The following is a 24,976-nucleotide window of genomic DNA, read 5'->3' on the forward strand; positions in this document are numbered from 1 at the left end:
GCTAAAGGCTATAATCTTACCCTTCCCGAGCACTTCCTGCCCCCAGATGGCCCACTACAAATATCATCAAGACGAAGAAGACACCGGCCCCAGCAAGTCGGAGCTCAAGCGCGCCAGCCATGCCTTGCAGGACCTTGGCCAGGAACTGGTCGCCCTCGGCAAGGAGCGTCTGGCCAAGGTGCCGATGGACGAGGACCTGCGCGATGCGGTGAAGGACTACCAGCGCTTCCCGTCCCACGAAGCCAAGCGGCGCCAGCTGCAATACATCGGCAGGCTGATGCGCAATATCGACCCGGCGCCGATCCGCGCCGCGCTGGATGCCTTCAAGGGCGTGTCGGCGGTCGAGACGGCCAAGATGCATCGCCTGGAGAACCTGCGCACCAAGCTGATTGAGGACGAGAAGACCCTCCACGACATCGCCGTCGCCCACCCGGGCGCCGATTTGCAGCAGCTCCGCGTGCTGCGTCGCAATGCGATCAAGGAGAAAGAGCAGAACAAGCCGCCGCGCGCCTACCGCGAGCTGTTCCGGGTCCTGCGCGAGCTGGAGGACGGGGCGGCCGGCGAGGCTTCCGATCACGAACACGACGAGGTGGGAGACGAGGAATGAGCGAGGGCGTGAAGATCGGCCTGGTGTCCATCAGCGACCGGGCCTCGGGCGGCGTCTATGAGGACAAGGGGATCCCGGCCCTGCAGGAGTGGCTGGGCAAGGCCCTGACCACGCCGTGGGAGGCGGTGACCCGTCTGATCCCCGACGACCAGCCATCCATCGAGCAGACCCTGATCGCACTGTGCGACGAGGCCGGCTGCGCGCTGGTGCTGACTACCGGCGGCACCGGGCCGGCGCTGCGCGACGTGACGCCGGAGGCCACGCTGGCGGTAGCCCACAAGGTGATGCCGGGCTTCGGCGAGCAGATGCGTCAGGTCAGCCTGGCCTTCGTGCCGACGGCGATCCTGTCCCGCCAGGTGGCGGTGATCCGCGGCCAGAGCCTGATCATCAACCTGCCGGGCCAGCCGAAGGCCATCGCCGAGACCCTCGAAGGACTCAAGGATGCCGATGGACAGCAGAAGGTGCACGGCATCTTCGCCGCGGTGCCGTATTGCATCGACCTGATCGGCGGCCCTTACATCGAAACCGACGAGGCCGTCGTCAAGGCCTTCCGCCCCAAGTCGGCAATCCGGCCGAAGGCTTGAGCGGCCGTGTGCCGCCGGCCTACTTGGCGAAGATCTTGATCACCTTGCTATCGAAGCGCGGCTGCGGCTGGTAGCCGCCGGCCAGCTGCTTGCGGCGCTCCTGCTCGCGCCACCAGGCGCGCAGGCCGAGGAGGATGGCGGTGATGGCTGCGTAGATCAGCGGCTCGGTAATGTCCTTCTTGACCAGCCACCAGAAGTGCAGGCAGCCCATCACCGCGATCGGGTAGATGGCCCGGTGCAGGGCCTGCCAGCGGCGTCCGCCGAGGCGCCGGATGGCAGCGTTGAAGGACGTGGCGGCCAGCGGCGTCATCAGCACCAGTGCGGCGAAACCGACGGTGATGAAGGGGCGCTTGAGGATGTCCTTGGCGATGGCGTGCCAGTCGAAGAACTGGTCCAGCCACACGTAGGTGAGCAGGTGGGTCACGCCGTAGGCGAAGGCGAACAACCCGAGCATGCGGCGCAGGCGCACCAGCCAGTGCCAGCCCGAGTACTTGCGCAGCGGCGTCACGCACAGGGTGATCAGCAGGAAGCGCAGCGTCCATTCGCCGGTGGCGCGGGTCAGCGCCTCGATCGGGTTGGCGCCCAGCGTGTCCATTTCCAGTCCGCGCCACAGCAGGAAGGCGGGCACCAGGCACAGAACGAACAGGGCCGTCTTGATGGCGCCGAGTTGTCGGTTGGTCGGGGTCATTGTCATTTTCTTGTTGTGTTCAGAAGAAGCGGCGCAGGTCCATGCCGGTGTACATCGACGCGACCTGGTCGGCGTAGCCGTTGAACATCAGCGTCTTGCGCTTGGAGAACTCGCCGATGCGCCGCTCGGTGGCCTGGCTCCAGCGCGGGTGGTCCACCTCCGGATTTACGTTGGAGTAGAAGCCGTACTCGCTCGGTCCGGCCTTCATCCAGGCGGTGATCGGCTGTTTCTCGGTGAGGCGCAGCGTCACTAGCGACTTGGCACCCTTGAAGCCGTACTTCCACGGCACCACCAGGCGGATCGGCGCGCCATTCTGGACCGGCAGCACCTCGCCGTACAGACCGACCGCCAACAGGGTCAGCGGGTGGCGGGCCTCGTCGAGGCGCAGGCCTTCGTTGTAGGGCCAGTCGAGCACGCCGCGGGTCATGGTGCTCTTGTCGTAGTGGGAGACGAACTCCACGTACTTGGCGCTGCCCTGGGGCTCCACCAGCTTGAGCAAGCTGGCCAGCGGAAAGCCGACCCACGGGATGACCATCGACCAGCCCTCGACGCAGCGCATGCGGTAGATGCGCTCCTCCAGCGGGGCGAGCTTGAGGAGTTCCTCGATGCTGAAAGTGCGCGGCTTGTTCACCAGGCCCTCGACGCGCAGCGTCCACGGTGCTGGCTTGAGGCGGGTGGTGTTCTCGGCCGGATCGGCCTTGTCGGTGCCCAGCTCGTAGAAGTTGTTGTAGGTGGTGACGGCCTTGTAGGAGGTCGGCGTCTCGCCAATGCTGTAGGGGCTTTTGGTCAGTGGGCCGAGGCTCTGGCCGGCGGCGCGGGCCAGGCCGGCCGGTAGCGCCGCCGCCAGGGCGAGGGCGGTGGACTGGGTCAGGAAACGGCGCCGGTCGTGGTACAGCTCGGGGGACGTAATGTCGGACGGCAGGATGTCGGTGGGGCGGTGGATCAGCATGGCAGCGTGTCCATTGTGACTATTCGTGGTGTGTAGACGGAGAAGGGCGGCGAAAATTACAGGGATGGGGGAACGAGGTGATTGCTCCCGGCCGATCCGCGTGGGGAGGAATCCACTCGCCCGATACCGCCAGCCACGTCTTCGACCTAGCCTTCCCCGTTGAGTTGCCGATAAACCGTGTTTGCGATCGGCAGTAGGCTCTCCCGCGGCAGCTTGCCGGACAGGGCATAGGCTTGGCGACCGTCTATCCAGTAGAAGGTGGACACGCCGTCCTGGTGGGCGAAGCGGAACGCGGTGGCACCGCTGTCCTGGTTGTCGGCACAGACATACAGCGTCAGGCGCTGGCCGCCGCCGTCCTCGTACATCAGCAGTGCGCCGGGGCCGTTGTCGGCGGTGATCAGGCGGCCACCAACCAGGTGGAAGCCCTCGGTCGCCAGCTTGGGCGCGCGCAGTGCATGGCCCAAGCGCTTCGACAGCCAGGCCGTCAGGTGCGCCTCCTGATCGGCTCCGACTTCCACGGGGTGGCGGACTTCCGGGGTGAATACCGCATGGGCGACGGCGGCCCGCTGAGGCAGGCTGGCCAGGGCCAGCGTGGTGTCGGTCGACGTGTGGCCGAGCTGGCGGTCGGCGACGATGCCGATCCCGATACCCAGTGCGAGCCACGCGGCCGCAATGGCTGCCCGGCGGAGGGGCCGTGGGGGCTGCATCTTCAGGCAGGCGGAGATGGCGTGGGGGACCGGCGCATCGAGCTGGCGATCGTAGGCCGTTTGCAGCAGCGCCTTCTGCTGGCGCCAGGCTTCGACGCTGGCCTGATCGTCCGCGTGGTCGGCGAGGTGGGCGGCGACCTGCGCCGATTCCGCGGCGGACAGCTGCCCGTCCACGTAGGCGTGCAGTTGATCCCTGCCGATGCGCTCCTTGTTCATTTGACGACTTTCAGATGCACGGGCCGGTCCTCGCCAGCCAGGATGGCGCGCAGCCGCTCGCGGGCGCGGGACAGGCGCGACATGACGGTTCCCTGCGGTATGCCGAGGACGCGGGCGGTATCGGCGTAGCTGAGCTCCTCCAGCCCGACCAGCAGCAGAACCTCCCGCTGCTCGGGCGGCAGCCGGGCCAGCGCACGGTCCAGGTCGCGCACGTCCAGTTCATCTTGTTGCTGGGGCCGCACCGGGATCGCGGGGGTGTCCTCGTCCAGCGTGACGAGGGGCGGCCGGGCGCGCAGCTGGTTCAGGAAGACGTGGTGCATCATGGTCAGCAGCCAGGCCCGCAGATTGCCCGGCCGCCACAACGTCCATTTGCTCAGCGCCCGTTCCAGGGTGTCCTGCAGCAGGTCGTCGGCCTCCGCGTCGTTGCCGGTCAGCGCCCGTGCGTAGCGGCGCAGGCGCGGAATCTCGGCGAGGATGGCGTGGTCGGCGGGCATCGGACCTGGGGCGGGCGCGGGGACTGTGGCGCCTCAGGGGCGGGCGACGTGCCACTGGTTGTTCAGGAAGCCGTCGCCGCTGGTGTCGCCGGGCTTCTGGTCCTTGCTCCAGCTATACAGCGGGCGGCCCTTGTAGGCCCACTGGCGGCGTCCGTCGTCACGGCCGACGATGCTCCAGTCGCCGCGGGCCTGGTCCTTTTCGCCGACGAGCAGCGGCGGCCAGTTGGTGGCACAGGGGCCGTTGCAGACGCTCTTGCCGCTACCGGCCGCGTCCTTATCGAAGACATAGAGCGTCATGCCCTGGGCGTTGGTGAGCATGCCGTAGTTGCTTTGGGCCGGCGGTGCGTCGTGCATGCTGGCACAGGCGCCGAGGACGGCGGAAAGACTCATCGCGAGAAAGAGCTTGTTCATGGTTGTTGTCTCCTTTGCGGGTGGCTGGGTACTGTCTAAACAGCGCCCATGCCTACTTTATTCCATGGCAGCGAAAACAAATCCGTCTTTCCCCGTCATGGGTGTCATGGTGGCTTGCCACATGGTTTGCGCCTAGCAGCGGCGAAGCCGACTCTGCTAAACTCGCCGCCTGTTCAAGGTCTTTGCATGCAGCCGTCCGGCCGGGCATCAGCCCTTCGGGACGGCGTTCGGCAAGCCTTCACCCCACCTGTTTTGAAAGCCTGATTCCGGATTCCAATGCGCATCCTGCTGAGCAACGACGACGGTTATTTCGCTCCTGGCCTGCATGCCCTCGCGGCAGCCCTGTCTGAAGTCGGGAAGGTCACCGTGGTTGCCCCTGAGCGGGATCGCAGCGGCGCGAGCAATTCCCTGACCCTCGACCGGCCCCTGTCCCTGCGCAAGGCGGCCAGCGGCTTCCATTACGTCAATGGCACGCCCACCGACTGCGTGCACCTGGCCGTCACCGGCATGCTGGATGAGCTGCCGGACATGGTCGTGTCGGGCATCAACCATGGCGCCAACATGGGTGACGACACCATTTATTCCGGCACCGTCGCGGCGGCGACCGAGGGTTTCCTGCTGGGGGTCCCGTCGATTGCGATCTCCCTGGTCGCCAAGGGCGCGTCCAATTTCTCCGGCGCGGCGCGTGTGGCCCGCGAACTGGTCGAGCGTTTCCAGCAGGAGTCGATCGGTGTGCCGACGCTGCTCAACGTCAACGTACCCGATCTGCCTTACGAGCAGATCAAGGGGGTGCAGGTCACCCGCCTCGGCAAGCGCCACAAGGCCGAGCCCACCGTCAAATCGGTGACACCGCGCAACGAGACCGTCTATTGGGTCGGCGCCGTCGGCGCGGCCCAGGACGCCGGTGAAGGGACCGATTTCCACGCGGTGGCCAACGGCTTCGTATCCGTCACGCCGCTGCAGATCGATCTGACCCACCAGGGCCAGATCTCCACCGTGCGCGACTGGCTGGGCAAATGAGCAGCGAAGTGCTGCGCGCCGCGTTGCAATCCGCCCTGAGGGCGCGGACGCGCATGGTCGAGCGCATCAGGGAGCAGGGCGTGCGCGACGAGCGCGTGCTGACCGCCATGATGGCCGTGCCGCGCCATCTCTTTGTCGAGGAGGCGCTGGCATCGCGGGCGTACGAGGACACGGCACTGCCCCTCGGCCTGCAGCAGACCATCTCGCAGCCCTTCGTCGTGGCGCGGATGATCGAACTATTGATGGCCGGCCGCGAACTCGGCAAGACCCTGGAGGTCGGAACGGGGTGTGGCTACCAGGCGGCGGTGCTGTCCCATCTTGCAACCGAGGTCTACTCGGTGGAGCGTCTGTTACCGCTGCTCGACCGGGCACGCAACAACCTGCGCCACCTGCGTCGCCCCAACCTGCGACTGAAACATGCCGATGGTAGCGTGGGTCTGAAGGAAGCTGCGCCCTATGACACGATCATCGTCGCGGCGGCCGCACCGAAGGTGCCGCCGGCGCTCGTCGAGCAGCTTGCCGACGGTGGCCGCCTGATCCTGCCGGTCGGCGCCGCGGAGCAGGTCCTGGTGCTGATCGAGCGGAGCGCTCGCGGCATCCGAGAAACACGCCTCAGCGCGGTGCGCTTCGTACCCCTGCTGCCCGGCACAGAATGATTGATGCTCAAGGAATGATGTTGTCCCGCGTTTGTACCAGTAGCCTCCTGCTCGCCCTGCTGATGACCGGGTGCGCCACCAAGTCGCCGGCCCCGGTTTCGGAACGCACCACGCGTCCCGCGGGTTCCGTGCCGGAAAAGGCTGAAGCTCCGGTGCCGCCTCCGCAACCCAAGGTGGCGCGGCCGGGGTATTACATCGTCAAGCCCGGTGACACGCTGATCCGCATCGCCCTCGACAACGGCCAGAACTACCGGGACATCGCTGCCTGGAACGGGCTCGAGAACGCCAACCTCATCGAGGTCGGGCAAGAGTTGCGCGTGCGTCCGCCCGAGTCCGGCGCCGTGACGCGTCCGGTCACCGCGGTGGGCGTCGAGGTGCGTCCTGTCGGTGCCAACGGCTCCGCGGCTCCCGCTGCGGCGGTGAGCAGCGATGGTGTGCGCCGGGAGCCGAAGGGCGGCAAGGTCGCGTATTCCGAGCAGGCCTGGGCCCTTGCCCAGAAGCCGGAAGCGCCGATCGCCGTGGCCAGGATCGAGCCGCGGCCGGAGGCGACCAAGCCGGAAGCTGCGAAGCCCGAGGTGGCGGTCAAGCCGGAAGCCAAGCCCGAGCCCAAGGAAGAGAAAAAGCCCGAGCCGTCCAAGCCGGCGCCCGCTGTCAGCGGTGACGATGGCAAGATAGACTGGGCCTGGCCCACCGCCGGCAAGGTCATCGCCGGCTTCAACGAAACCTCGAGCAAGGGCGTCGATCTGGCCGGCAAGACCGGCGACCCCGTGCTTGCGGCAGCCAGCGGCCGCGTCGTTTATGCGGGTACGGGTTTGCGCGGTTATGGCAAACTCGTTATCGTTAAGCATGACAATAACTTCCTGAGCGCATACGCCCACAACCAGAACCTGCTGGTCAAGGAAGGGCAGGCGGTGAGCAAGGGACAGAAGATTGCCGAACTGGGCGACACCGACAGTGATCGCCCGAAGCTGCACTTCGAAATCCGGAAGCAGGGCAAGCCGGTCGATCCAGGCAAGTTCCTGCCTTCTCGCTGAGTACCGCAAGGGACTCGGCTGGGTCGAACGGTGCGCTGATATGAATGACTATAGTCGCCGGGCATCACCCTTGCCGAACTTTGGGTGAGCACTGGCAGGAGGAGCTGCATGAACTGTTGTCTCCCTGAGTGTCTTCCTACGGTTCAGAGAGGACTCCATGTACGATCCGGCCGTTCCTGAGGAGCTCGAAAGTCCCGAGCAGGACCTGCCCCCGGAGGTCGAGGCCTTCCTCGAAGTCCCGGCGCAGTCCCCCGACACCGAATTCCTGGGTGATGTCACCCAGCTGTATCTCAATGAAATCGGCGCAAATCCCCTGCTGACCGCGGACGAAGAGCTGTCCCTGTCGCGGCGGGTGCGGGAGGGCGACTTCCTGGCCCGGCAGACGATGATCGAGCGCAACCTGCGCCTGGTCGTCAATATCGCCAAGCACTACCTCAACCGTGGCATCCCGCTGCTCGATCTGGTGGAGGAGGGCAATCTCGGCCTCATCCATGCGCTCGAGAAGTTCGATCCCGAGCGGGGCTTCCGCTTCTCCACTTACGCAACATGGTGGATCCGCCAGAACATTGAGCGGGCGATCATGAACCAGTCGCGTACGATCCGCCTGCCGGTGCACGTGGTGAAGGAGCTCAACCAGGTGCTGCGCTGCCAGCGCCAGCTCGAGGCGGCCAGCAACGGCGACACCACCATCGAGGACGTGGCCCGCCAGCTGGGGCGGCCGGTGGAGGATGTGCGGGCGATCCTGGCCCTCAACGAGCACACCGCCTCGCTGGATGCGCCACTGGATATCGATCCGACCCTGTCCATCGGTGAATCCCTGGCGGACGACGATGCCGAGACACCGGATGTGCAGATCCAGGATCTCGAAGTCGAAACCCTCGTGCGGGAGTGGATCGGCCAGCTCAGCGAAAAGCAGCGCATGGTGATTCGCCACCGCTACGGCATCGACGAGTGCGAGGTGCAGACGCTGGAGGAACTGGCCGACAGCCTGGAGCTGACCCGCGAGCGGGTACGCCAGATCCAGCTCGAAGCGCTGGGCCAGCTGCGCCGCATCATCAAGCGGCGCGGTGTTTCGAAGGATGTGCTTCTGTAGTCCGGGGCGGTGGGCGGAATGCCGGCCAGCCGCCGCGGCGTTCCGCCAACCCATCTCCCGTCAGGATTGAAACCCATGAGCGAAACCGTTCGCGTGTATCACAACGCCCGTTGTTCCAAGAGCCGTTCCGCCTGCAGCTTGCTGCAGGAAAAGGGCGCCACGCTGGAAATTGTCGAATACCTCAAGACCCCACCGAGCCGGGCCGAACTGGCCGAACTGGTCAGGAAGCTCGGCGTGCCGGCCGAGAGCATCGTGCGCACCGGCGAGGACATCTACAAGTCCGACTACAAGGGGCGTACGCTCAGCGAGGATGAATGGCTGGACGCGCTGGCGGCGCACCCCATCCTCATCGAACGGCCGATCGTCGTGCGTGGCGAGCGGGCCGTGGTCGGCCGGCCGCCGGAGAAGGTGCTGGAGCTCCTCTAGTACGAAAGTCGGGGGCGCTTCATTCGCCCCCATGGCTGCCCCGGGCGTCAGCGCTTGTTCGCGAGCACCGCCTCGCGGGCGGCCTTGACCGCCTCGCCGAGCTGGAACACCGACATCGCGTAGAAGCTGCTGCGGTTGTAGCGGGTGATCACGTAGAAATTCTGGTAGCCGAGCCAGTATTCGCTGCTTTCGCCGGGGGTGACGAGCTCGACGAAGGCGGCCTTGTTGGCGGGCATCTCGCCGCTGGCCGCCTTCACGCCCTGGCTGGCCAGCGTGGCCGGATCGAAGGCCGGATCCACGTCGTTGGCGATCAGCGCGGCGAGGTCGGCGCCCGGCGCCACGCTGGCGCGAATGGCAATCGGCGCGCCGCTCTCCCAGCCGTGCATCTGCATGTAGCGGGCAACGCTGCCGATGGCGTCCTTGGGGCTGTTGAGCAGGTCGATCTGGCCATCGCCGTCGAAATCCACCGCGTAGTTGCGCACGCTGCTCGGCAGGAACTGGGGCAGGCCCAGCGCGCCGGCGTAGGAACCCTGGTAGTCGAGCGGGTCGCGGTGCTGTTCGCGCGCCATCAGCAGCAGGTTTTCCAGTTCGCCACGGAACAGCTCGGCCCGCCGCGGATAGTCGAAAGCCAGCGTGGACAGGGCCGACACCGCCTGGTAGTTGCCGGTGTTGCGGCCGTAGATGGTTTCCACGCCGATGATGCCGACGATGATCTCTTCCGGCACGCCGTACTTCTCGCTCGCCGCCTTGATGGTGTCCTGGTAACGGTCCCAGAAGGCCATGCCGGCCTTGATGCGCACCGGCTCGACGAAGCGGCCCCGGTAGCGCTGCCAGGAACGTACGCCAGGGTCCTTCGGCGGCGAGATGGCCTTGATCACCGACGGCAGGTACTGGGCGTGGCGGAAGATGTAGGTCAGCGCGTCCTTGTCGAAACCATGGCGTTGCTGCATCTCGGCGATGAATTGCTGGGTTTCGGGGCGGTCGGCGTAGCGGTCGGCGGCGTGGGCGCTGACCGACGCGAAGAGGCCGGCCAGAAGGGATAGGGTCAGGAGCCGACGGAAGGGCGCTTGTGTCATCGGGGGCGGAAATTCTTGATGGAGTGCTTCAGGCGTTGGAGGGCGGCGGGGGGCGTGCCGGCGCGGCCGTAACGCAGGCGGGCATATTCGGTGGCGATGCGATGCACGCTGTCGGCCAGATCCGGCCGCAGGCTGGCGATCCGGCTGGCGTAGTCGAGCGGGCCTTCCCACGCGGCTCGCGGATGCCCCAGCGCGGCAAGGCGCTTGCAGAAGAGTGCCCAGCTGCGGTCGAGGGCGTCGGCGGGGCGGCTCCGGCGCAGCACCCAGGCTGTCAGTGCAGCCGTCACGACCGCGCAGGCGCCACCCATCAGGGCGGTGATCGTCTGCCAGTCGGCATTGGCGACGCCGAGCTCGGCGAGCAGTGCTTTCTGGCGGGCCGGATTGTACCCGAGAACCCACTGGTTCCAGCGGTTGTCGAGGGCATCCAGCTGGTTGCGCAGTTCGCGCAGCCAGGCGAGATCGACCCGCGCCAGCAGCGGAAGGCGGTCGCTGTCGGGCAGGGCAGCGGCGAGGCCACCGTCGATGCGCCGCGGGGCGCTGGCGGCGGTCGGGTCGACGCGCTGCCAGCCTTGTCCCGCCAGCCAGACTTCGGCCCAGGCGTGAGCGTCCGACTGGCGGATCACCAGCGTGCCGTCCACCGGGTTGAGCTCGCCGCCCTGGTAGCCGGTGACGACCCGTGCCGGAACGCCCGCTGCGCGCATGGCGATGACGAAGGCGGAGGCGAAGTGTTCGCAGAAGCCCTGTTTCGTGTCGAACAGGAAATTGTCCGCGTCGTCGTGGCCCAGCGGTTGTGGGTCCAGCGTGTAGCTCAGGCCGCGCCGGCGGAAATCGGCGATGATCTGCTGGAGGATGGCCCTGGCATCGGGAGCGTCCTGCGCGATGCGGGCACCGAGCGCTTGGGTGCGCGGGTTGCTGCCCGGGGGCAGGGCCAGGGCTTCGCGCAAGTCGCGCGGCGTGGCATCGATGCCGACGGACGTGTGCGGGTAGGAGGCCAGTGACAGCCGCATGCGGCTGCGTACCGGCTCGGCCGCCATCAACTGAAAGTCGGTGCCGTAGCGCAGCGTGGGCGCTTCGGCCGGGAAGTCGAGGGCCAGCAGCCAGCGCTGGTTGTGGGCTTCGAGGGTCAGCGTGTAGGCGTAGGCGACGCCCTGGGGAGAATAGGCCGGATGCGGGCTCGCGCTGCTACGGCCGGCCCGCCAGCTGTGCCCGTCGAAACGGCTGAGGACGGGGCCGCGCCAGTAGCGTTCCGACTGTGGCGGCAATGCCCCGCTGAAGGCGGCCCGGAAGGCGATCTCGCTGGATTCGCTGAGGCGCGCCACGTCGCCCGGCGTCATGCTGTCGGATAGCCCGCTGATCCGGCTGTAGGCGTCCGCCGGCAATCCCCACAGCGGGCCCTGGACGCGGGGAAACAGCACGAACAGGATCAGCATCAGCGGAATGCCCTGCAGGGCCAGCCGCGCCGCGGCGGTGAGTCGTGCCTTCGGGGCCGCGTGGCGACCCTGCAGGGCCAGGAGGCTGCCGATGGCGGTCAGTGTGCCGAGCAGGGCGACGGCGGCGATGAGCATGCTCTGCTGGTACAGGAACTGGCCGGTCTGCATGAAGAAGCACAGCAGCAGCACGGCCCGTCCGTCCCGGCGGCTGTCGGTCTCGAGCAGCTTGAGGCTGAGCAGGCCGGCAAGCAGCGCGATGCCCGGATCCTTGCCGAAAAACTGGCGGTATTCCAGCAGCACCAGGCCGACGATTGCGGCGGCCAGGCCGATGAGCAAGAATTTGTTCGGCAAGCTGCCCTTGCCGACGCCGATGAAGGCCCGCCAGGTGAGCAGCAGGGCGCAGATGGCCGTGATGGCCGGCGGCAGATGCTGGGCGTGGGGGGCCAGGCTGATGGCCGTGCTGGCAATCAGCCAGCCGGCCTGGTCGGGGCGCAGGCGGGCTTCAGGCATCGGGACGGCCGAATAGCGCGAGGGCTGTGAGGCAGGCATGCCGGTGGGGCGCTCCATAGGTGGGGCGGAGGGTCGTGCCGGGGATGCGCAGGCCGTAGTCCAGGCCTGCCCGGTCGGCGTCGAGCACCCAGCGGGTCAGGCGGGACAGGCGGGCCTCGATGTCGAGGCTGGCGGGCAGGGCCTGCCAGTCGAGCCAGATGGTGCTGCGTCCGCTGCCGTCGAAGGTCTTGGTGCGCCACGGGCCACCTCGGGCCACGGCCTTCCAGGCCACATGGCGCGGTGAGTCGGCGGGCTGGTGGTGGCGGAGGCCGGCGAAGTCCTCCTGTCCCCGGCCGCGGGCGCCGTGGCCGGGGTGGTCGTCCGCGCCGTAGGGCAGGGAGGGAGCGTGGGTTTCCGGCGCCGGATAGACCAGCCCGCGCATGTCCGGCTGGATCAGGCTCCAGGCGCGGATCAGGCCAAGGGGGTAGTAGGTTTCGAGGGTTAGGCGGGGCAGTTGCAGCCAGCCGCGCGAGGTGGCGGGGATCGGAACCTCCTGCCGCGCCTGCCCTTCCGCCGGCAGGTCGAAGGGCTCCGGCGAGGTGTGGGCGGACTGGGTCGGCCGCAACAGCAGGTCCATGCGGGGCCGTGTTCCCGGGTTGCCCAGCACGATGCCAAAGTGCGCAGGGCTGCCGCAAAAGACAGGTTCGATCCGGCCCGGCTCGACGGTCAGGTTCACCAGGTTGCGGAACGCATGGTGGATGCTCATCCACGCAACGCCGCCGAGCAGGAAGGTCAGCGCGTAGCCCAGGCTCAGGGAATAGTTGATCGACGCCAGCAGCATCACCAGCAGGGTGGTGCCGAGGGCGACGCCGAAACGGGTAGGCAGCACGAAGATGCGCCGCTGGCCCAGCGTGATCGGGGTCGGCTCCGGGCCGTGGACGCGGAACAGCCAGCGCTGGAACCTGGTGCGCAGGTCGGAGGGTTTCATCCGGGCAGCGCCACTGCCTCGATCAGTCGGCGTGCCAGTTGCTCCGCGGTAACCGGGGCGTCATCGGCGGCGCGCAGGCGATGGCCGGCCACCGCCGGCAGGACCGCCTGCACGTCTTCGGGCTGCACGTGATCGCGGCCGGCGAGTAAGGCCCAGGCCCTGGCCGCCGCCAGCAGGGCCAGGCCGCCCCGTGGCGAGAGTCCGAGCGCGAAACCGGGCCCCTGGCGGCTGTGGGTGAGGAGGGCCTGCAGGTAATCGAGCAGGCGCGGGCCGGCATGGACGTCGCGTACCGCCGCAAACAGGCTGGCCAGTTCGCCGGGCTGCAGTTCGGGCTGCAGGCGCGCGAGCATCTCCCGCCGGTCTTCTCCCGACAGCAGCGCGCGTTCCGCGGCAGGATCCGGGTAACCCATCGAAATGCGCATCAGGAAGCGGTCCAGTTGGCTTTCCGGCAACGGGAAGGTGCCGATCTGCTCCGCCGGATTCTGCGTGGCGATGACGAAGAAGGGGTCGGGCAGCGGCCAGCTGCGGCCCTCAGCGCTGATTTGGCGTTCCTCCATGGCTTCGAGCAGGGCGCTCTGGGCCTTGGGCGTCGCGCGGTTGATCTCGTCGGCAAGCACCAGCTGGGAAAACACCGGGCCGGGGTGGAAGCGGAAGGCGCCTTCCCGCTGGTCGAATATCGATACGCCGACGATGTCGGCGGGCAGCATGTCGCTGGTGAACTGGATGCGCTGGAACTGCAGGCCCAGCACGCGGGCCAGCACATGGGCCAGGGTCGTCTTGCCGACGCCCGGAATGTCCTCGATCAGCAGATGACCACGTGCCAGCACGCAGGCAAGGGCGAGGCGGACGGCATGTTCCTTGCCGAGAATGATCCGGCATGTGGCTTCGGCGAGGCGATTGGCAATCTGCTGCGGCATGGGGCGGGCTTTTTTCAGGCTGTAGTTAAGGGGATAATGATTCCATAACAGCGCTCTCGGCGCCGTGCTCCACAGACCGGCGCGAAGCCGCGGAGTTCGCGCCGGACAAGGCGTGCGCCGGAGAGTGCCAGCATTCGCGACGTATAACAAAACACTGTGAGAGGCAGGGGAGAGTTTATGACGAGTACCGCATTCATTACGCACCGGGATTGCTGGTTGCATAACATGGGTGAGCATCACCCGGAATCCCCGGAGCGTCTCGGTGCGATCAACGACCGTCTGATCGCTGCGGGGCTCGATATGTACCTGGCCTTCCACGATGCACCGCAGGCCACGATCGAGCAGCTTTCCCGCGCCCATCCCCGCGAGCACGTGGAGGAGCTGCTGGCCAGCGTGCCGGAGCACGGCATCCGCCACTTGGATCCCGACACGGCCCTGTGTCCCAATAGCATGAAGGCGGCGCTGCGCTCTGCCGGAGCAGGGATCTACGCCACCGATCTGGTGCTGTCAGGTCAGGCCGAGAATGCCTTCTGCGCGATCCGCCCGCCTGGCCACCATGCCGAGGCCGGCAAGGCGATGGGTTTCTGCTTCTTCAACAACGTTGCGGTGGCCGCCCGGCACGCGCTCGAGGAGCACGGCCTGAAGCGGGTCGCCATCGTGGATTTCGACGTGCACCACGGCAACGGGACGGAGGACATCTTCAGGGACGATCCCCGCGTGCTGATGGTCAGCATCTTCCAGCACCCGTTCTACCCCTACAGCGGCGCCGACAATCCGGCCCCGAACATGGTCAATGTGCCGATGAAGGCGGGCAGTCGGGGGGACGTGTTCCGCGAAGTCGTCACCAACATCTGGATGCCGGCCCTGCGCAACCACGCGCCTGAGATGATCTTCATCTCGGCGGGCTTCGATGCGCATTACGAGGACGACATGGGCTCCATGGGTCTGGTCGAGGCCGACTACGTGTGGGCCACCGAGCAGCTCAAGACCGTGGCGGCCGAATGCGCTGGGCGCCGCATCGTGTCCCTGCTGGAAGGCGGCTACTCCCTGTCGTCACTGGCCCGCAGCGTGGTCGCCCACGTCAAGAGCCTGGCAGACCTGTAAGCCACGGCACGAGGCTGCTGCATCAAACCCGCTGCGGCGGGCGCCCCGCGATGATGAACCCGGCGCCTGCCCGGCGGGCGACGCTCCGCAGGGATTCCTGTTCCGGCCGAGAGCGGAGTTCGTCACGGTCTGCCGCGCCTTTTGGTAACCGCTGTTTGCACCCGTCTATGCTTCTCGAAGTGATTGGGTACAATACCCAACTTTCCCTCTCCAGCACTAGCTCATGATTACCGGTTCGATTGTCGCCATCGTTACCCCGATGCTCGAAGATGGCAGCCTGGATATTTCCCGTTTTCGCAGCCTCATCGACTTCCACGTCAAGGAAGGCACCGATGGCATCGTCGTCGTCGGCACCACTGGCGAATCGCCCACGGTGGATGTCGAGGAGCACTGCGAACTGATCCGCGTTGCCGTCAAGCATGCCGCTGGACGTATTCCCATCATCGCCGGCACGGGCGCGAATTCCACCCGCGAAGCCATCGAGCTGAGCGAGTTCGCACGTGAAGCCGGTGCGATCGCCGGTCTGTCGGTTGTGCCCTACTACAACCGCCCGACGCAGGAAGGCCTGTACCAGCACTTCCGTGCCATCGCCGAGGCGAGCCCGCTGCCGACGATTCTCTACAACGTGCCTGGGCGCACGGTGGCGGACATGTCCAACGACACCGCGCTGCGTCTGGCCGAGATCCCCAACATCATCGGCATCAAGGACGCTACCGGCAACATCGACCGCGCCTGCGACCTGATCGCCCGTGCCCCCAAGGATTTCGCGCTATACACCGGCGATGACATGACCGCACTGGCTTTCATCCTGCTGGGCGGCCATGGCACTATCTCCGTCACCGCCAACGTGGCACCGCGCCTGATGCACGAACTGTGCGTCGCCGCTTCCGCCGGCGACGGCGTGAAGGCCCGTGAAACCAACGCCAAGCTGGTCGGTCTGCACCGTCACCTGTTCTGTGAAGCCAATCCGATCCCCGTCAAGTGGGCGGTCGAACAGATGGGTCTCATCGGTGCCGGCATCCGCCTGCCGCTGACGCGCCTGTCCGATAGCTGCCACGAGCGCGTGCGGGACGCGATGCGTCAGGCCGGCATCGAAGTCTGAGTTTGTCCTTCCCACCCCGAGGGTTACGCATGCAAAGCCGAAAGCTGGCTTCCGGTTCGGCAATCGTCGTTGCGACGATTGCGCTGGCCGGTTGCTCCGGTTCCTTGCTGGAATCGAAGAAGATCGATTACAAGAGTGCGGCGTCTGCCGCCACGCTGCCTTCGCTGGAGGTTCCGCCCGATCTCACCACCCCGACCACGGACGACCGCTATGCTGTCCCGGACCTGAACCCCAAGGGTTCGGCCACGTTCTCCGCCTATAACGCGGAGCGCTCCGGGCAGCAGACCGGCGGCACCACGGTGGTCAAGCCGGCCGCGAATGTCGTTGCGCCCCAGTCCATCGACAAGATGCGCATCGAGCGTTCGGGCAGCCAGCGCTGGCTGGTGGTGCCGGGTACGGCCGAGAAGCTGTGGCCACAAATTCGTGAGTTCTGGCAGGAAAACGGTTTCCTGTTGAACGTCGATCGTCCCGAGATCGGCGTGATGGAAACCGACTGGGCAGAGAACCGTGCGAAGATCGACAACGACATCATTCGCCGCACGCTCGGCAAGGTGCTCGACGGTCTGTACTCGACCCCCGAGCGCGACAAGTTCCGCACCCGCCTGGAAACCGGCAGCGAGTCCGGCTCGGTCGAGATCTATATCAGCCACCGCGGCATGATGGAGATCTACCCGAACGAGGCCAAGGACCGCACGGTCTGGCAGCCGCGTCCGGCCGATCCCGAACTGGAAGCGGAGTTCCTGCAGCGCCTGATGATCCGTCTCGGCGCCGACGAAACGCGTGCCAAGGCGCAAATCGCCGCGGCTCCGATCGCCGACAAGGCCAAGCTGCAGAGCGCGTCTGGTGGCGCCTCCGTGCTGCAGGTGCAGGAAGGCTTCGACCGTGCCTGGCGGCGTGTGGGCCTGGCCCTCGACCGCGTCGGCTTCACTGTGGAAGACCGGGATCGCTCCCAGGGCATCTACTACGTGCGCTACGTGGATCCGGAAGTCGACGTCAAGAAGAAGGGCGACGAAGGCTTGCTGTCCAAGCTGGCCTTCTGGCGTAGCAGCGACTCGAAGCAGCCGATCCAGACCGGCAACCAGTACCGTATCTACGTGAAGGGCGGCGATGCCGCCGGTTCGTCGGTGCAGGTGCTGACCCGCGAAGGCGGTACGGACACATCCGAGTCCGCCCGCAAGATCCTGGGCCTGTTGTTCGACCAGCTCAAGTAAGGCGGCCTGTTGCTTGCGGTTACAAAAATGCCGGGGCATGCCCCGGCATTTTTTCGCCTAGCCGCTGCAGGAGCTGAAGAAACGCAGTGCTGTGGCCGGAAAACGGCAACAAAAAAGCCAACCCGCAGGTTGGCTTTTTTTGCTACCGGAGAAAACCTGATTACTTCTTCTCGGCGGGAGCAGCTTCAGCGGGCTTGGCAGCGTCAGCAGCCGGAGCAGCAGCGTCAGCGGGCTTGGCAGCGTCAGCAGCCGGAGCAGCGGCGGGAGCAGCTTCAGCGGGCTTGGCTTCCGGAGCGGGAGCAGCAGCAGGAGCGGGGGCCGGAGCTTCAACGGGCTTCGGCTCTTCCTTCTTGCCGCAAGCGGAAACAGCGAGTGCAACGAGAGCAGCAACCAGGAGAGATTGTTTCATTGTTGATTTCCCTTATCGATAAATGAAGTACAACAACCTAAATTTAGGAGCAATCAGGTGGGGGACCCGATCTGGTTCGAATGCTATCACGGACGAAGTGCTTGAATAAAGACATTGTTGCGTTGCCGCAACAGGGACAAGCAATTGTCAAGCGCTTTGATCAAGCGCGCGCTTCATTCCATCAGCGATTTTGATGGATGTGCAAAGCCACAACAGTACCAGTCATACAGCAGGGCCAGGCCTTCCTCGGACAGCCCGACAACCGAGTCGAGCCGGCGCTGATCCGCCAGATTCTGCAGGATTGCGAGGTCTTCCTTTTCGACGGGAACCGGCTCGCCGTTCAGGAAGAAGCGGCCATCGGAGAACAGCAGCAGGCTGCGCGCATCAAGCCGGTAGCCGTCGGCCAGACAGGCGGCGGTGAACTCCTCATGCTCCAACGGTTCGTCCGGGCAGTCGAAGAACACGTGCGGCTTGGGTTCGGTGAGATAGGCTCCGAGGAAGTCGCGTACGTCCTCGCGGGTCCAGGTGATGCGCTTGAGGGTATCGACCACACGGTCGATCATCGCATCGCCGATCTCAGCCGAATGGGCCTGTAGTTTCAGATCCGGGTCGGCGTAGATGCCGTCGATCTGGATCGTCTCCTGCAGGTGGCCCATGAACTGCTGGGCGAGTTCCTGGGACGTCGGTGAGCGGAAGCCGATCGAGTAGGTCGTGCATTCGCCGATGGCGATGCCGTTGTGGGCCCAGTGGGGCGGCAGGTAGAGCATGTCGCCGGACTCCAGCACCCAGTCGTGCACGGGCTGGAAGTTCTGCAGGATCTTCAGCGGCGCGTCCTCGACGAGGCTGCGGTCATCCTGGTTGCTGATCAGCCAGCGGCGCTGGCCAATGCCCTGCAGCAGGAACACGTCGTAGTTGTCGAAGTGCGGGCCGACGCCGCCGCCGTCGATCGCGTAGCTGACCATCAGGTCGTCCAGCCGCGCCTGGGGGATGAAGTCGAAACGGTGCAGCAGGTCGTCGCCATCCGGGCAGAACAGGTTGAGGCCCTGCACCAGCACCGTCCACGGGTGCTTCTTGCGGCGCAGGTCGGAGGCCTTCTGCGGGCCGCGGATGACTTCCCAGGACTTGTTGTCGTGGGTGACGTAGCGGGATTCCACGTCAGGGTCGCGGGCCAGTTCGAAGAGTTCGTCCTTGGTTGCGACGCCGGTGAAGCCGGGAACTGCCTGGCGGATCAGCAGTGGTTTTTTTTGCCAGTATTCGGCGAGGAATTCCTCCGCCGTCAGGCCGCCCAGAAGTGTAGTCATCATCGCGCGATTATAGCCGTTCGCCTTGCAAAGACCGGTCCCGCCGCTAAAATGGCGCCCTTCATTTCTGGACTCCCGGCCATGCGCGAAGCGGTCATCGAATCCCTCGACCACGAGGGGCGCGGCGTCACCCATCTCGACGGAAAGACGATCTTCATCGAAGGCGCCCTGCCTGGTGAGCGGGTGACGTTCACGTCCCACAAGGTCAAGCCGAACTACGAACTGGCCGATGCGGACCGCGTGTTGAAGGCCAGCTCCCAGCGCGTCGAGCCGCTCTGCCCGCATTTCGGCGTCTGTGGGGGCTGCAGCATGCAGCACCTGGAGGCGGGCGCCCAGGTGGCCGCCAAGCAGCGCGTACTCGAGAACGCCCTGTGGCACATCGGCCGCGTGAAGCCCGACCTGCTCTATCCGCCCATCGTCGGGCCGGCCTGGGGCTATCGCTATCGCGCCCGCCTCACCGTACGCGTGGTGCCGAGCAAGGGCGGTGTGCTGATCGGTTTCCACGAGCGGCGCAGCAGCTATGTGGCGCCGATGGAGAGCTGCGCGATCCTGCCGCCGCACGTTTCCAACCTGGTGCCGCGCCTGCGCGAGCTGGTGGCCGGCCTGTCCGTGCCCGACCGCCTGCCGCAGATCGAGATCGCCGTGGGCGAAGGGATCACGGTCTTGGTGTTTCGCCACATCGTGCCGCTCAGCAAGGCTGATACGGTGCGCCTGAAGGCCTTTGCCGAGGCCGAGCAGGTGCAGGTGTGGCTGCAGCCCAGCGGGCCGGATACCGCCCATCGCCTGCATCCCGCCGAGGCGCCCGGTCTGGCCTACACGCTGCCGGAATTCGGTGTGTCGATGGACTTCCGGCCGACCGACTTCACGCAGGTCAATATGTGGATCAACCGCCTGCTGATGCGCCGCTCGATGCAGCTGCTCGATCCGCAGCCCGGCGAGCGCATTGCCGACCTGTTCTGCGGCCTCGGCAACTTCAGCCTGCCGATCGCCGCGCTGGGCGCCCGTGTGGTCGGCGTGGAAGGCAGTGATGCGCTGGTCCGCCGCGCCGGTGAGAATGCCGCCGCGAATGGCCTGGCGGAGCGCTGCGAGTTCTACGCTGCCAACCTCTTCGAGGCTACCGAGGACAGCCTGGCGGCCCTCGGCCATCTGGACAAGATGCTCATCGACCCGCCGCGGGAAGGTGCCATCGCGGTGGTCAAGGCATTGGGCGAGCAGGCGCCGAAGCGCATTGTCTATGTGTCGTGCAACCCGGCTACGCTGGCCCGTGACACGGCGGTGCTGATCAAGGAAAAGGGCTACCAGTTGAAGGGCGCGGGCATCGCCAACATGTTCCCGCAGACCTCCCACGTGGAGTCCATCGCGCTGTTCGAGCGGGGTTGAGTAGTCCGGACGAAGCTGCAAACAAAAGCCCCCGGCATGCCGGGGGCTTTTGCTGATCCTTGCGACAGTTGCGATGATCAGTCGCGTTCGCCGGTGAAGGACATGATCAGGTTCAGCAGGCTGACGAACACGTTGTAGATGTCCAGGTACACAGCCAGCGTGGCGGTCACGTAGTTGGTCTCGCCGCCCTGCACGATGGCGCTGATGTCGTACAGGATGTAGGCCGAGAACAGCAGCACCACGACCGCCGAGATGACCAGGTGCAGCACCGGCATCTGCAGGAAGATGTTGGCCACCATGGCGATCAGCACGACCACCAGGCCGACGGTCAGGAACTTGCCCATGCTGGAAAAATCGCGCTTGGAAACGCTGGCGATACCGGCCATCGTCGCGAAGATGGCTGCGGTGCCGCCACCGGCCAGCGCGATCATCGAGGCGCCGTTGGAGAAGCCGAGCGCCACCTGCAGGATGCGCGACAGCATCAGGCCCATGAAGAAGGTGAAGCCGAGCAGCAGGGCTACGCCGACGCCGCTGTTCTTGTTTTTCTCGATCCCGTAGAAGAACGCGAAGGAAATCCCCATGAAGAGCAGGAAGCTCATCAGCGGGCTGCCCGCCAGGAACGAGAACTGCATTTGTACGCCGATCAGCGCACCGGCAACGGTCGGCACCATGGAGAGTGCGAGCAGCAGGTAGGTGTTGCGCAGCACGCGGTTGGCGCCTTGCGACAAGACCTGCGTTTGCTGACCGTAAGTGTCGAGTTGCATGTAAAACCTCCGAATGACATTAGCAGGATGGCCTGCACCGACTGAGAGTATCGAAGGCACCAGGAAGTTTCAACCGTAGCCGGGTTTCACGCGGCTTGGCGAAACGGGCGCCCATGTTAGAATGCGCGCCCTGCATATGCGCACAGGCAATGCATTGGAAGCGTGGCAGAGTGGTTGAATGCACCGGTCTTGAAAACCGGCGTGGGGAAACCCATCGTGAGTTCGAATCTCACCGCTTCCGCCAGATACCCAGTAAAGACGCCCCTTTCGGGGCGTTTTTGCTTTGTCTGTCCGCAGGGCAGAGGCCTGCAAATGGCTGTGATGGATGCCATATGGTCTAATTCCCCTATCGATATCATGGGCAATGCCCTGCAGGGGGACATTTTGGATTGGCTTTCATCGTGGTGGCAGGGATTCGGGCTCCGGGCCAGGCTGCAGCTTCTTATCCAGGGCGCGCTGGTGCTTGTTTTCATTCTGATGCAGTTGTGGCTCATGCAGCATCTCGAGCGGCAGACTCTGGCCGCCGCTGCCGACCGGGCGCGGATGGTCGCCGATGGCGCCATCAACGGCCTCAATACGCTGATGATCACCAAGGCCGGCGACGCCGAGGTCATCAGCGATCAGAAGAGCCGCGCGCTGTATATCGAGAAGATCGGCAAGTCCGAATTCATCCGCGAACTGCGTGTCTTCCGTGCCAAGCAATTGGACGACGAGTTTCCGCCGGCGCTGCCGCAGGAGTTGCCGGTGGACGAACTGGACCAGCGGATACTGCAATCCGGCAAGGAGGAAATCAGTTTCTCCCACCCGCCGTCGGGCGGCAGCCAGCTGCGTGTCGTCGTGCCCTATGTGGCGATGAAGAATTTCCGCAGCATCGAGTGCCTCAAGTGTCATGGTGTGGAAGAGGGCTTCGTGCTGGGCGGCGCCAGCGTGAGCATCGATATCGAAAGCGACATGGCGGCCCTGAGGGCGCTCAACCGCGGTCTGTGGATCGGCCAGGTGCTGCTGCAAGCCGTGCTGTTCCTGCTCATCGGCTTGATCGTCAGTCGCTTGCTCCGGCAACTGGGCGGCGAACCGCGCTACGTCATCGACGTCGTGCGCCACATCGCGCAGGGCAAGCTGTCGGAAGAGATCGTCACGCGGCCGGGGGATGATTCCAGCCTGCTCTTTGCGACCCGCCAGATGCAGGTCGGGCTGCGGGAGATCGTCGGGCGCATCGTGCGGAGCGCCGCCGAACTCGCCACCTCGGCCCAGCGTCTGTCGGCCTCGTCGAGTGCGATGCTGCAGGCGACGGAACGCCAGAACGATGCCTCTGCCGCGTCGGCGGCATCGGTCGAGCAATTGACCGCCTGCATCGGCAACATCGCCGACAATGCGTCGGAGGTGGACCGCCATGCGTCGGAGACGGGCACCCTGGCCCGCAGCGGGACCCGGGCCGTGCAGGAGATGGTCGGCGAGATGCAGAAGATCTCCGGGGCGGTGGTGCGCTCGTCGGAGCGCGTGATGTCCCTCGGCGAAAGCTCCAACCAGATTTCGCGCATCGTCAGCGTCATCAAGGAGATTGCCGACCAGACCAATCTGCTCGCGCTGAATGCCGCCATCGAGGCCGCTCGCGCCGGGGAGCACGGGCGCGGCTTTGCGGTGGTGGCCGACGAGGTGCGCAAGCTGTCCGAGCGGACGGCGCTGTCCACCCAGGAAATCGCCGGGATGATAGAGCGCATCTGGAGCGACACCCAGGCTGCCGTCGAAGGCATGAACGGCGGCCTCGCCAGTGTCGAGGAAGGCGTCCAGATGGCCGGGCAGGCCGATACGGCGATGGGACAGATCCAGGGCAGCATCGAACAGGTGCTGGCGTCGGTGGCGGAAATTTCGACCGCGTTGCACGAGCAGAGTGCGACGAGCAACCTGATTGCGGGCAACGTCCAGCGCACCGTGGAGATGTCCGAGGAAACCTCGAGCATCGTGCGGGACGTGTCGGTTGCCGCCGGGGATCTGGCCAGCCTGGCCCGGCAGCTCAAGGCCTCGGTCGAGCAGTTCAGCGTCTGAGCGCTGCTGGGTGGCCCATCCCTATGCGTGGGCCGCCCAGCGGTTGCCGCCGGCGCCCTTGGCCTTGTACATGGCCTCGTCGGCGGATTTCAGCAGGCCGTCGGCGTCCGTCGCCGTCTGCGGGTACAGGCTGACGCCGATGCTGGCGCAGACGTGGGCACCGCGGCAGCTGTCGAGCGGCATGGCCACCACGTGCAGGATGCGTTCGATGATCTCGGTCAGCTGCTGCCGGGTGGCGACCCCGCCCAGCAGCAGCACGAATTCATCACCACCCCATCGGGCGACCCGGTCGCCGGTGCGCAGGCTGTCCTGCAGGCGCTGGGCGATTTCCCGCAGCACTTCATCGCCGACTTTGTGGCCCCAGCAGTCATTGATCGGCTTGAAGCCGTCCAGATCCATCAGGCACAGCGCGAACTCGTGCCCGTTACGACGTGCCTGGCTGAGGGCCCTTTCGAGATCGTAGTCGAGCAGGTTGCGGTTGGGCAGGCCGGTCAGTGCGTCGTAATGGGCCTGGTGGTCGAGCTGCTGGCGGGATTGGATCAACGCACTGTTCAGGCGGCGTGCGCGCAGGTAGAGCGTGGCCATCAGAAGCACGACGGCCAGTGCGGCCAGCAGGATGTGGGGCGTGTAGCGCCGGAAGATCTGAGCCGGCGTGATCGCCTCGACCTTGTCGAAGGGGTAGATGTGATGCCGCCGCATCAGGCTCTGCACGCTGAGGTACTCCACTGGCGTGGACCAGCGGTAATAGCGTGCACTCCGTGCCATTGGCGTGTCCGGCGGCATCAGCAGCAGTGCCGCGGCAACCTGGTTGCGGATGTCGATCGGTACCCGTGGTACGGCGGCAAAAGGCCACTCCGGATAGAGCCCGGTCGAGATCAGGAAGGGAAAATTGTCTCCCGGCATGGCATGCAGGATCTGGATCTGTGCCAGGTCGATCCGCCCTTCGCGGGCCATCGCCTCCAGCACGCCGGTGCGGACGAAGCCGACGTCGGCGCGTCCTGCCAGTACCGCGGTGACGCTCAAGTCCTGCGGAAAACCGAGGAAATCCACCTGGCAGTCGCGGTCGATATCCACATCGTGCTCTTTCAGCAGATCGTACTGCAGCAGGTAGGCGGCGAAGGACGTGCGGTCCACCGAGGCGATCCGCTTCCCTTTCAGGTTTTCCAGGTCGTGGATGTCGTGGCGGTCGCTGCGTGCGAACACCACGCCGCCGAACTGGTTGACCAGGCGTCCGTTCTCGCGCTTGACCAGCGTGGCGACGCGGGACACGCCATAGCGCGCCTCCATCACGATGTAGTGCTCGGGGTTGGTGATGACGAAGTCGATCTCGTTGCGGCCGAGGGCGGTTTCGAATTCCTGCAGGCCCATCGGTACGACGACGAAGCGGCTGCCGGGAATCTTCTGCGCCAGGTAATCCATCGTCGGCCCCCACTCCCGCAGCGTGACCGACTTGTCACGGAAGGAGGTGATGCCGACGCGGAAAACCTGCTGTGCGTCCTCGCCGTGGGCCAGACCGGCTGCGCCGAGTGCGACCAGGCAGGGCAGGACGAGGCGTCCGAAGTAGTGGAGAAGCGTCTCCAGGGCTGTGCCCATCGCGGCTCCTCGAAAGCTCATGTAGTGCTGTTGTTGTTATGCGTCGTCCATTGGCCGGCGACAGCTCAAGGATCCTCCATCGCCTTTGCGGGTTCAAGCCTGCTGCGTCACGAAGAGGGTGCGACGACGGCGTGCATGTGCATGCCTGCTTTATCGGCATATCGGGGGGGAACATTCAATATTGCCGTGTGCACATCGAGTCTTCGCCCGGCAGTATTGAATTCGGGAATGTGAGATCAAGGTTCTGCCGGTCAGGAATATGATTCTGGCCAGGCAGAACGCTT

Annotated in this window: 25 protein-coding genes and 1 tRNA gene; 13 read left to right on the top strand and 13 right to left on the bottom strand. The window is 65.7% G+C overall.

Annotated features, from left to right (window positions below; all coding sequences use genetic code 11):
- Positions 1 to 46: 46 nt before the first annotated feature.
- Both yjgA and mog read left to right on the top strand, forming a co-directional pair.
- Positions 47 to 607, top strand: a complete 561-nt coding sequence (gene yjgA / locus AC3QL2_RS17895) for a ribosome biogenesis factor YjgA (protein ID WP_493235500.1) — start codon at positions 47 to 49, stop codon at positions 605 to 607.
- A complete protein-coding gene (mog, locus tag AC3QL2_RS17900) occupies positions 604 to 1,191 on the top strand; it encodes a molybdopterin adenylyltransferase (protein ID WP_493235501.1) in 588 nt (195 codons plus the stop codon). Before yjgA ends, mog begins: the two co-directional genes overlap by 4 nt.
- Before the next feature lie 19 nt (positions 1,192 to 1,210).
- Here the strand turns inward: mog and msrQ are convergent, their stop codons facing one another.
- The 5 genes from msrQ to AC3QL2_RS17925 all read right to left on the bottom strand — a co-directional run bounded on the left by msrQ (position 1,211) and on the right by AC3QL2_RS17925 (position 4,656).
- Complete coding sequence (gene msrQ / locus AC3QL2_RS17905) at positions 1,211 to 1,885, bottom strand: protein-methionine-sulfoxide reductase heme-binding subunit MsrQ (RefSeq protein ID WP_493235502.1); 675 nt, start codon at positions 1,883 to 1,885, stop codon at positions 1,211 to 1,213.
- 13 nt (positions 1,886 to 1,898) lie between these two features.
- Complete coding sequence (gene msrP, locus AC3QL2_RS17910; protein ID WP_493235503.1) at positions 1,899 to 2,828, bottom strand: protein-methionine-sulfoxide reductase catalytic subunit MsrP; 930 nt, start codon at positions 2,826 to 2,828, stop codon at positions 1,899 to 1,901.
- Positions 2,829 to 2,974: 146 nt separating this feature from the next.
- Positions 2,975 to 3,751 (bottom strand): anti-sigma factor family protein, encoded by a 777-nt coding sequence (locus AC3QL2_RS17915; RefSeq protein ID WP_493235504.1) that lies wholly within the window; start codon positions 3,749 to 3,751, stop codon positions 2,975 to 2,977.
- Positions 3,748 to 4,245 carry a sigma-70 family RNA polymerase sigma factor gene (locus AC3QL2_RS17920; RefSeq protein WP_493235505.1) on the bottom strand — a complete coding sequence of 166 codons (498 nt, stop codon included), beginning with the start codon at positions 4,243 to 4,245 and terminating at the stop codon, positions 3,748 to 3,750. Before AC3QL2_RS17920 ends, AC3QL2_RS17915 begins: the two co-directional genes overlap by 4 nt.
- Positions 4,246 to 4,278: 33 nt before the next feature.
- On the bottom strand, positions 4,279 to 4,656 hold the full coding sequence (locus AC3QL2_RS17925; protein ID WP_493235506.1) for a COG4315 family predicted lipoprotein: 378 nt from the start codon (positions 4,654 to 4,656) through the stop codon (positions 4,279 to 4,281).
- A gap of 276 nt (positions 4,657 to 4,932) precedes the next feature.
- Between AC3QL2_RS17925 and surE the strand changes: the two genes are divergently transcribed.
- The 5 genes from surE (at position 4,933) to arsC (ending at position 8,885) form a co-directional block, all read left to right on the top strand.
- A complete protein-coding gene (gene surE, locus AC3QL2_RS17930) occupies positions 4,933 to 5,676 on the top strand; it encodes a 5'/3'-nucleotidase SurE (protein WP_493235507.1) in 744 nt (247 codons plus the stop codon).
- The gene (locus AC3QL2_RS17935) at positions 5,673 to 6,332 is read left to right on the top strand and encodes a protein-L-isoaspartate(D-aspartate) O-methyltransferase (protein WP_481115195.1); all 660 of its coding nucleotides are present in this window, start codon (positions 5,673 to 5,675) and stop codon (positions 6,330 to 6,332) included. The genes surE and AC3QL2_RS17935 overlap by 4 nt, the downstream gene beginning before the upstream one ends.
- A gap of 20 nt (positions 6,333 to 6,352) precedes the next feature.
- Positions 6,353 to 7,366, top strand: coding sequence for a peptidoglycan DD-metalloendopeptidase family protein (locus tag AC3QL2_RS17940; RefSeq protein WP_493237100.1), 1,014 nt, complete (start codon positions 6,353 to 6,355; stop codon positions 7,364 to 7,366).
- Between the two features lie 157 nt (positions 7,367 to 7,523).
- Complete coding sequence (gene rpoS / locus AC3QL2_RS17945) at positions 7,524 to 8,459, top strand: RNA polymerase sigma factor RpoS (RefSeq protein ID WP_493235509.1); 936 nt, start codon at positions 7,524 to 7,526, stop codon at positions 8,457 to 8,459.
- A gap of 75 nt (positions 8,460 to 8,534) precedes the next feature.
- On the top strand, positions 8,535 to 8,885 hold the full coding sequence (gene arsC, locus AC3QL2_RS17950) for an arsenate reductase (glutaredoxin) (protein ID WP_493235510.1): 351 nt from the start codon (positions 8,535 to 8,537) through the stop codon (positions 8,883 to 8,885).
- A 47-nt stretch (positions 8,886 to 8,932) separates the two neighbouring features.
- On the opposite strand, the gene mltB is transcribed toward arsC, so the two are convergent.
- Genes mltB through AC3QL2_RS17970 form a run of 4 tightly spaced genes read right to left on the bottom strand, consistent with a single transcriptional unit; the run spans position 8,933 to position 13,785 of the window.
- Positions 8,933 to 9,961: a lytic murein transglycosylase B gene (mltB, locus tag AC3QL2_RS17955; protein ID WP_493235511.1), complete on the bottom strand. Its 1,029-nt coding sequence runs from the start codon at positions 9,959 to 9,961 to the stop codon at positions 8,933 to 8,935.
- Positions 9,958 to 11,901: a transglutaminase TgpA family protein gene (locus AC3QL2_RS17960; protein ID WP_493235512.1), complete on the bottom strand. Its 1,944-nt coding sequence runs from the start codon at positions 11,899 to 11,901 to the stop codon at positions 9,958 to 9,960. The genes mltB and AC3QL2_RS17960 overlap by 4 nt, the downstream gene beginning before the upstream one ends.
- Positions 11,894 to 12,868, bottom strand: a complete 975-nt coding sequence (locus AC3QL2_RS17965; RefSeq protein ID WP_493235513.1) for a DUF58 domain-containing protein — start codon at positions 12,866 to 12,868, stop codon at positions 11,894 to 11,896. The genes AC3QL2_RS17960 and AC3QL2_RS17965 overlap by 8 nt, the downstream gene beginning before the upstream one ends.
- On the bottom strand, positions 12,865 to 13,785 hold the full coding sequence (locus AC3QL2_RS17970; protein WP_493235514.1) for an AAA family ATPase: 921 nt from the start codon (positions 13,783 to 13,785) through the stop codon (positions 12,865 to 12,867). Before AC3QL2_RS17970 ends, AC3QL2_RS17965 begins: the two co-directional genes overlap by 4 nt.
- Positions 13,786 to 13,962: 177 nt before the next feature.
- Here AC3QL2_RS17970 and AC3QL2_RS17975 point away from each other — a divergent pair, with 177 nt between their 5' ends.
- The 3 genes from AC3QL2_RS17975 (at position 13,963) to bamC (ending at position 17,202) form a co-directional block, all read left to right on the top strand.
- The gene (locus AC3QL2_RS17975) at positions 13,963 to 14,889 is read left to right on the top strand and encodes a histone deacetylase family protein (protein WP_493235515.1); all 927 of its coding nucleotides are present in this window, start codon (positions 13,963 to 13,965) and stop codon (positions 14,887 to 14,889) included.
- A 223-nt stretch (positions 14,890 to 15,112) separates the two neighbouring features.
- Positions 15,113 to 15,991 (top strand): 4-hydroxy-tetrahydrodipicolinate synthase, encoded by an 879-nt coding sequence (gene dapA, locus AC3QL2_RS17980; protein WP_493235516.1) that lies wholly within the window; start codon positions 15,113 to 15,115, stop codon positions 15,989 to 15,991.
- Between the two features lie 29 nt (positions 15,992 to 16,020).
- Complete coding sequence (gene bamC / locus AC3QL2_RS17985; protein ID WP_493235517.1) at positions 16,021 to 17,202, top strand: NlpB/DapX family lipoprotein; 1,182 nt, start codon at positions 16,021 to 16,023, stop codon at positions 17,200 to 17,202.
- Between the two features lie 160 nt (positions 17,203 to 17,362).
- On the opposite strand, the gene AC3QL2_RS17990 is transcribed toward bamC, so the two are convergent.
- Positions 17,363 to 17,611: a hypothetical protein gene (locus AC3QL2_RS17990; protein ID WP_374484138.1), complete on the bottom strand. Its 249-nt coding sequence runs from the start codon at positions 17,609 to 17,611 to the stop codon at positions 17,363 to 17,365.
- A 173-nt stretch (positions 17,612 to 17,784) separates the two neighbouring features.
- Complete coding sequence (locus tag AC3QL2_RS17995; protein WP_493235518.1) at positions 17,785 to 18,915, bottom strand: JmjC domain-containing protein; 1,131 nt, start codon at positions 18,913 to 18,915, stop codon at positions 17,785 to 17,787.
- A gap of 78 nt (positions 18,916 to 18,993) precedes the next feature.
- On the opposite strand from AC3QL2_RS17995, the gene rlmD reads away from it, so the two are divergent.
- Positions 18,994 to 20,292, top strand: coding sequence for a 23S rRNA (uracil(1939)-C(5))-methyltransferase RlmD (rlmD, locus tag AC3QL2_RS18000; RefSeq protein ID WP_493235519.1), 1,299 nt, complete (start codon positions 18,994 to 18,996; stop codon positions 20,290 to 20,292).
- A gap of 77 nt (positions 20,293 to 20,369) precedes the next feature.
- Here rlmD and AC3QL2_RS18005 read toward each other — a convergent pair whose 3' ends face one another.
- Positions 20,370 to 21,056 (bottom strand): Bax inhibitor-1/YccA family protein, encoded by a 687-nt coding sequence (locus AC3QL2_RS18005; RefSeq protein ID WP_493235520.1) that lies wholly within the window; start codon positions 21,054 to 21,056, stop codon positions 20,370 to 20,372.
- A gap of 156 nt (positions 21,057 to 21,212) precedes the next feature.
- Here AC3QL2_RS18005 and AC3QL2_RS18010 point away from each other — a divergent pair.
- Positions 21,213 to 21,300 (top strand) — tRNA-Ser (locus AC3QL2_RS18010).
- A gap of 248 nt (positions 21,301 to 21,548) precedes the next feature.
- Positions 21,549 to 23,099, top strand: coding sequence for a methyl-accepting chemotaxis protein (locus AC3QL2_RS18015; protein WP_493235521.1), 1,551 nt, complete (start codon positions 21,549 to 21,551; stop codon positions 23,097 to 23,099).
- A 21-nt stretch (positions 23,100 to 23,120) separates the two neighbouring features.
- Here the strand turns inward: AC3QL2_RS18015 and AC3QL2_RS18020 are convergent, their stop codons facing one another.
- Positions 23,121 to 24,692 (bottom strand): diguanylate cyclase domain-containing protein, encoded by a 1,572-nt coding sequence (locus AC3QL2_RS18020; RefSeq protein ID WP_493235522.1) that lies wholly within the window; start codon positions 24,690 to 24,692, stop codon positions 23,121 to 23,123.
- Between the last annotated feature and the right edge of the window lie 284 nt (positions 24,693 to 24,976).

It is taken from the genome of Zoogloea sp. GW822-FHT05C07 (assembly GCF_058800215.1).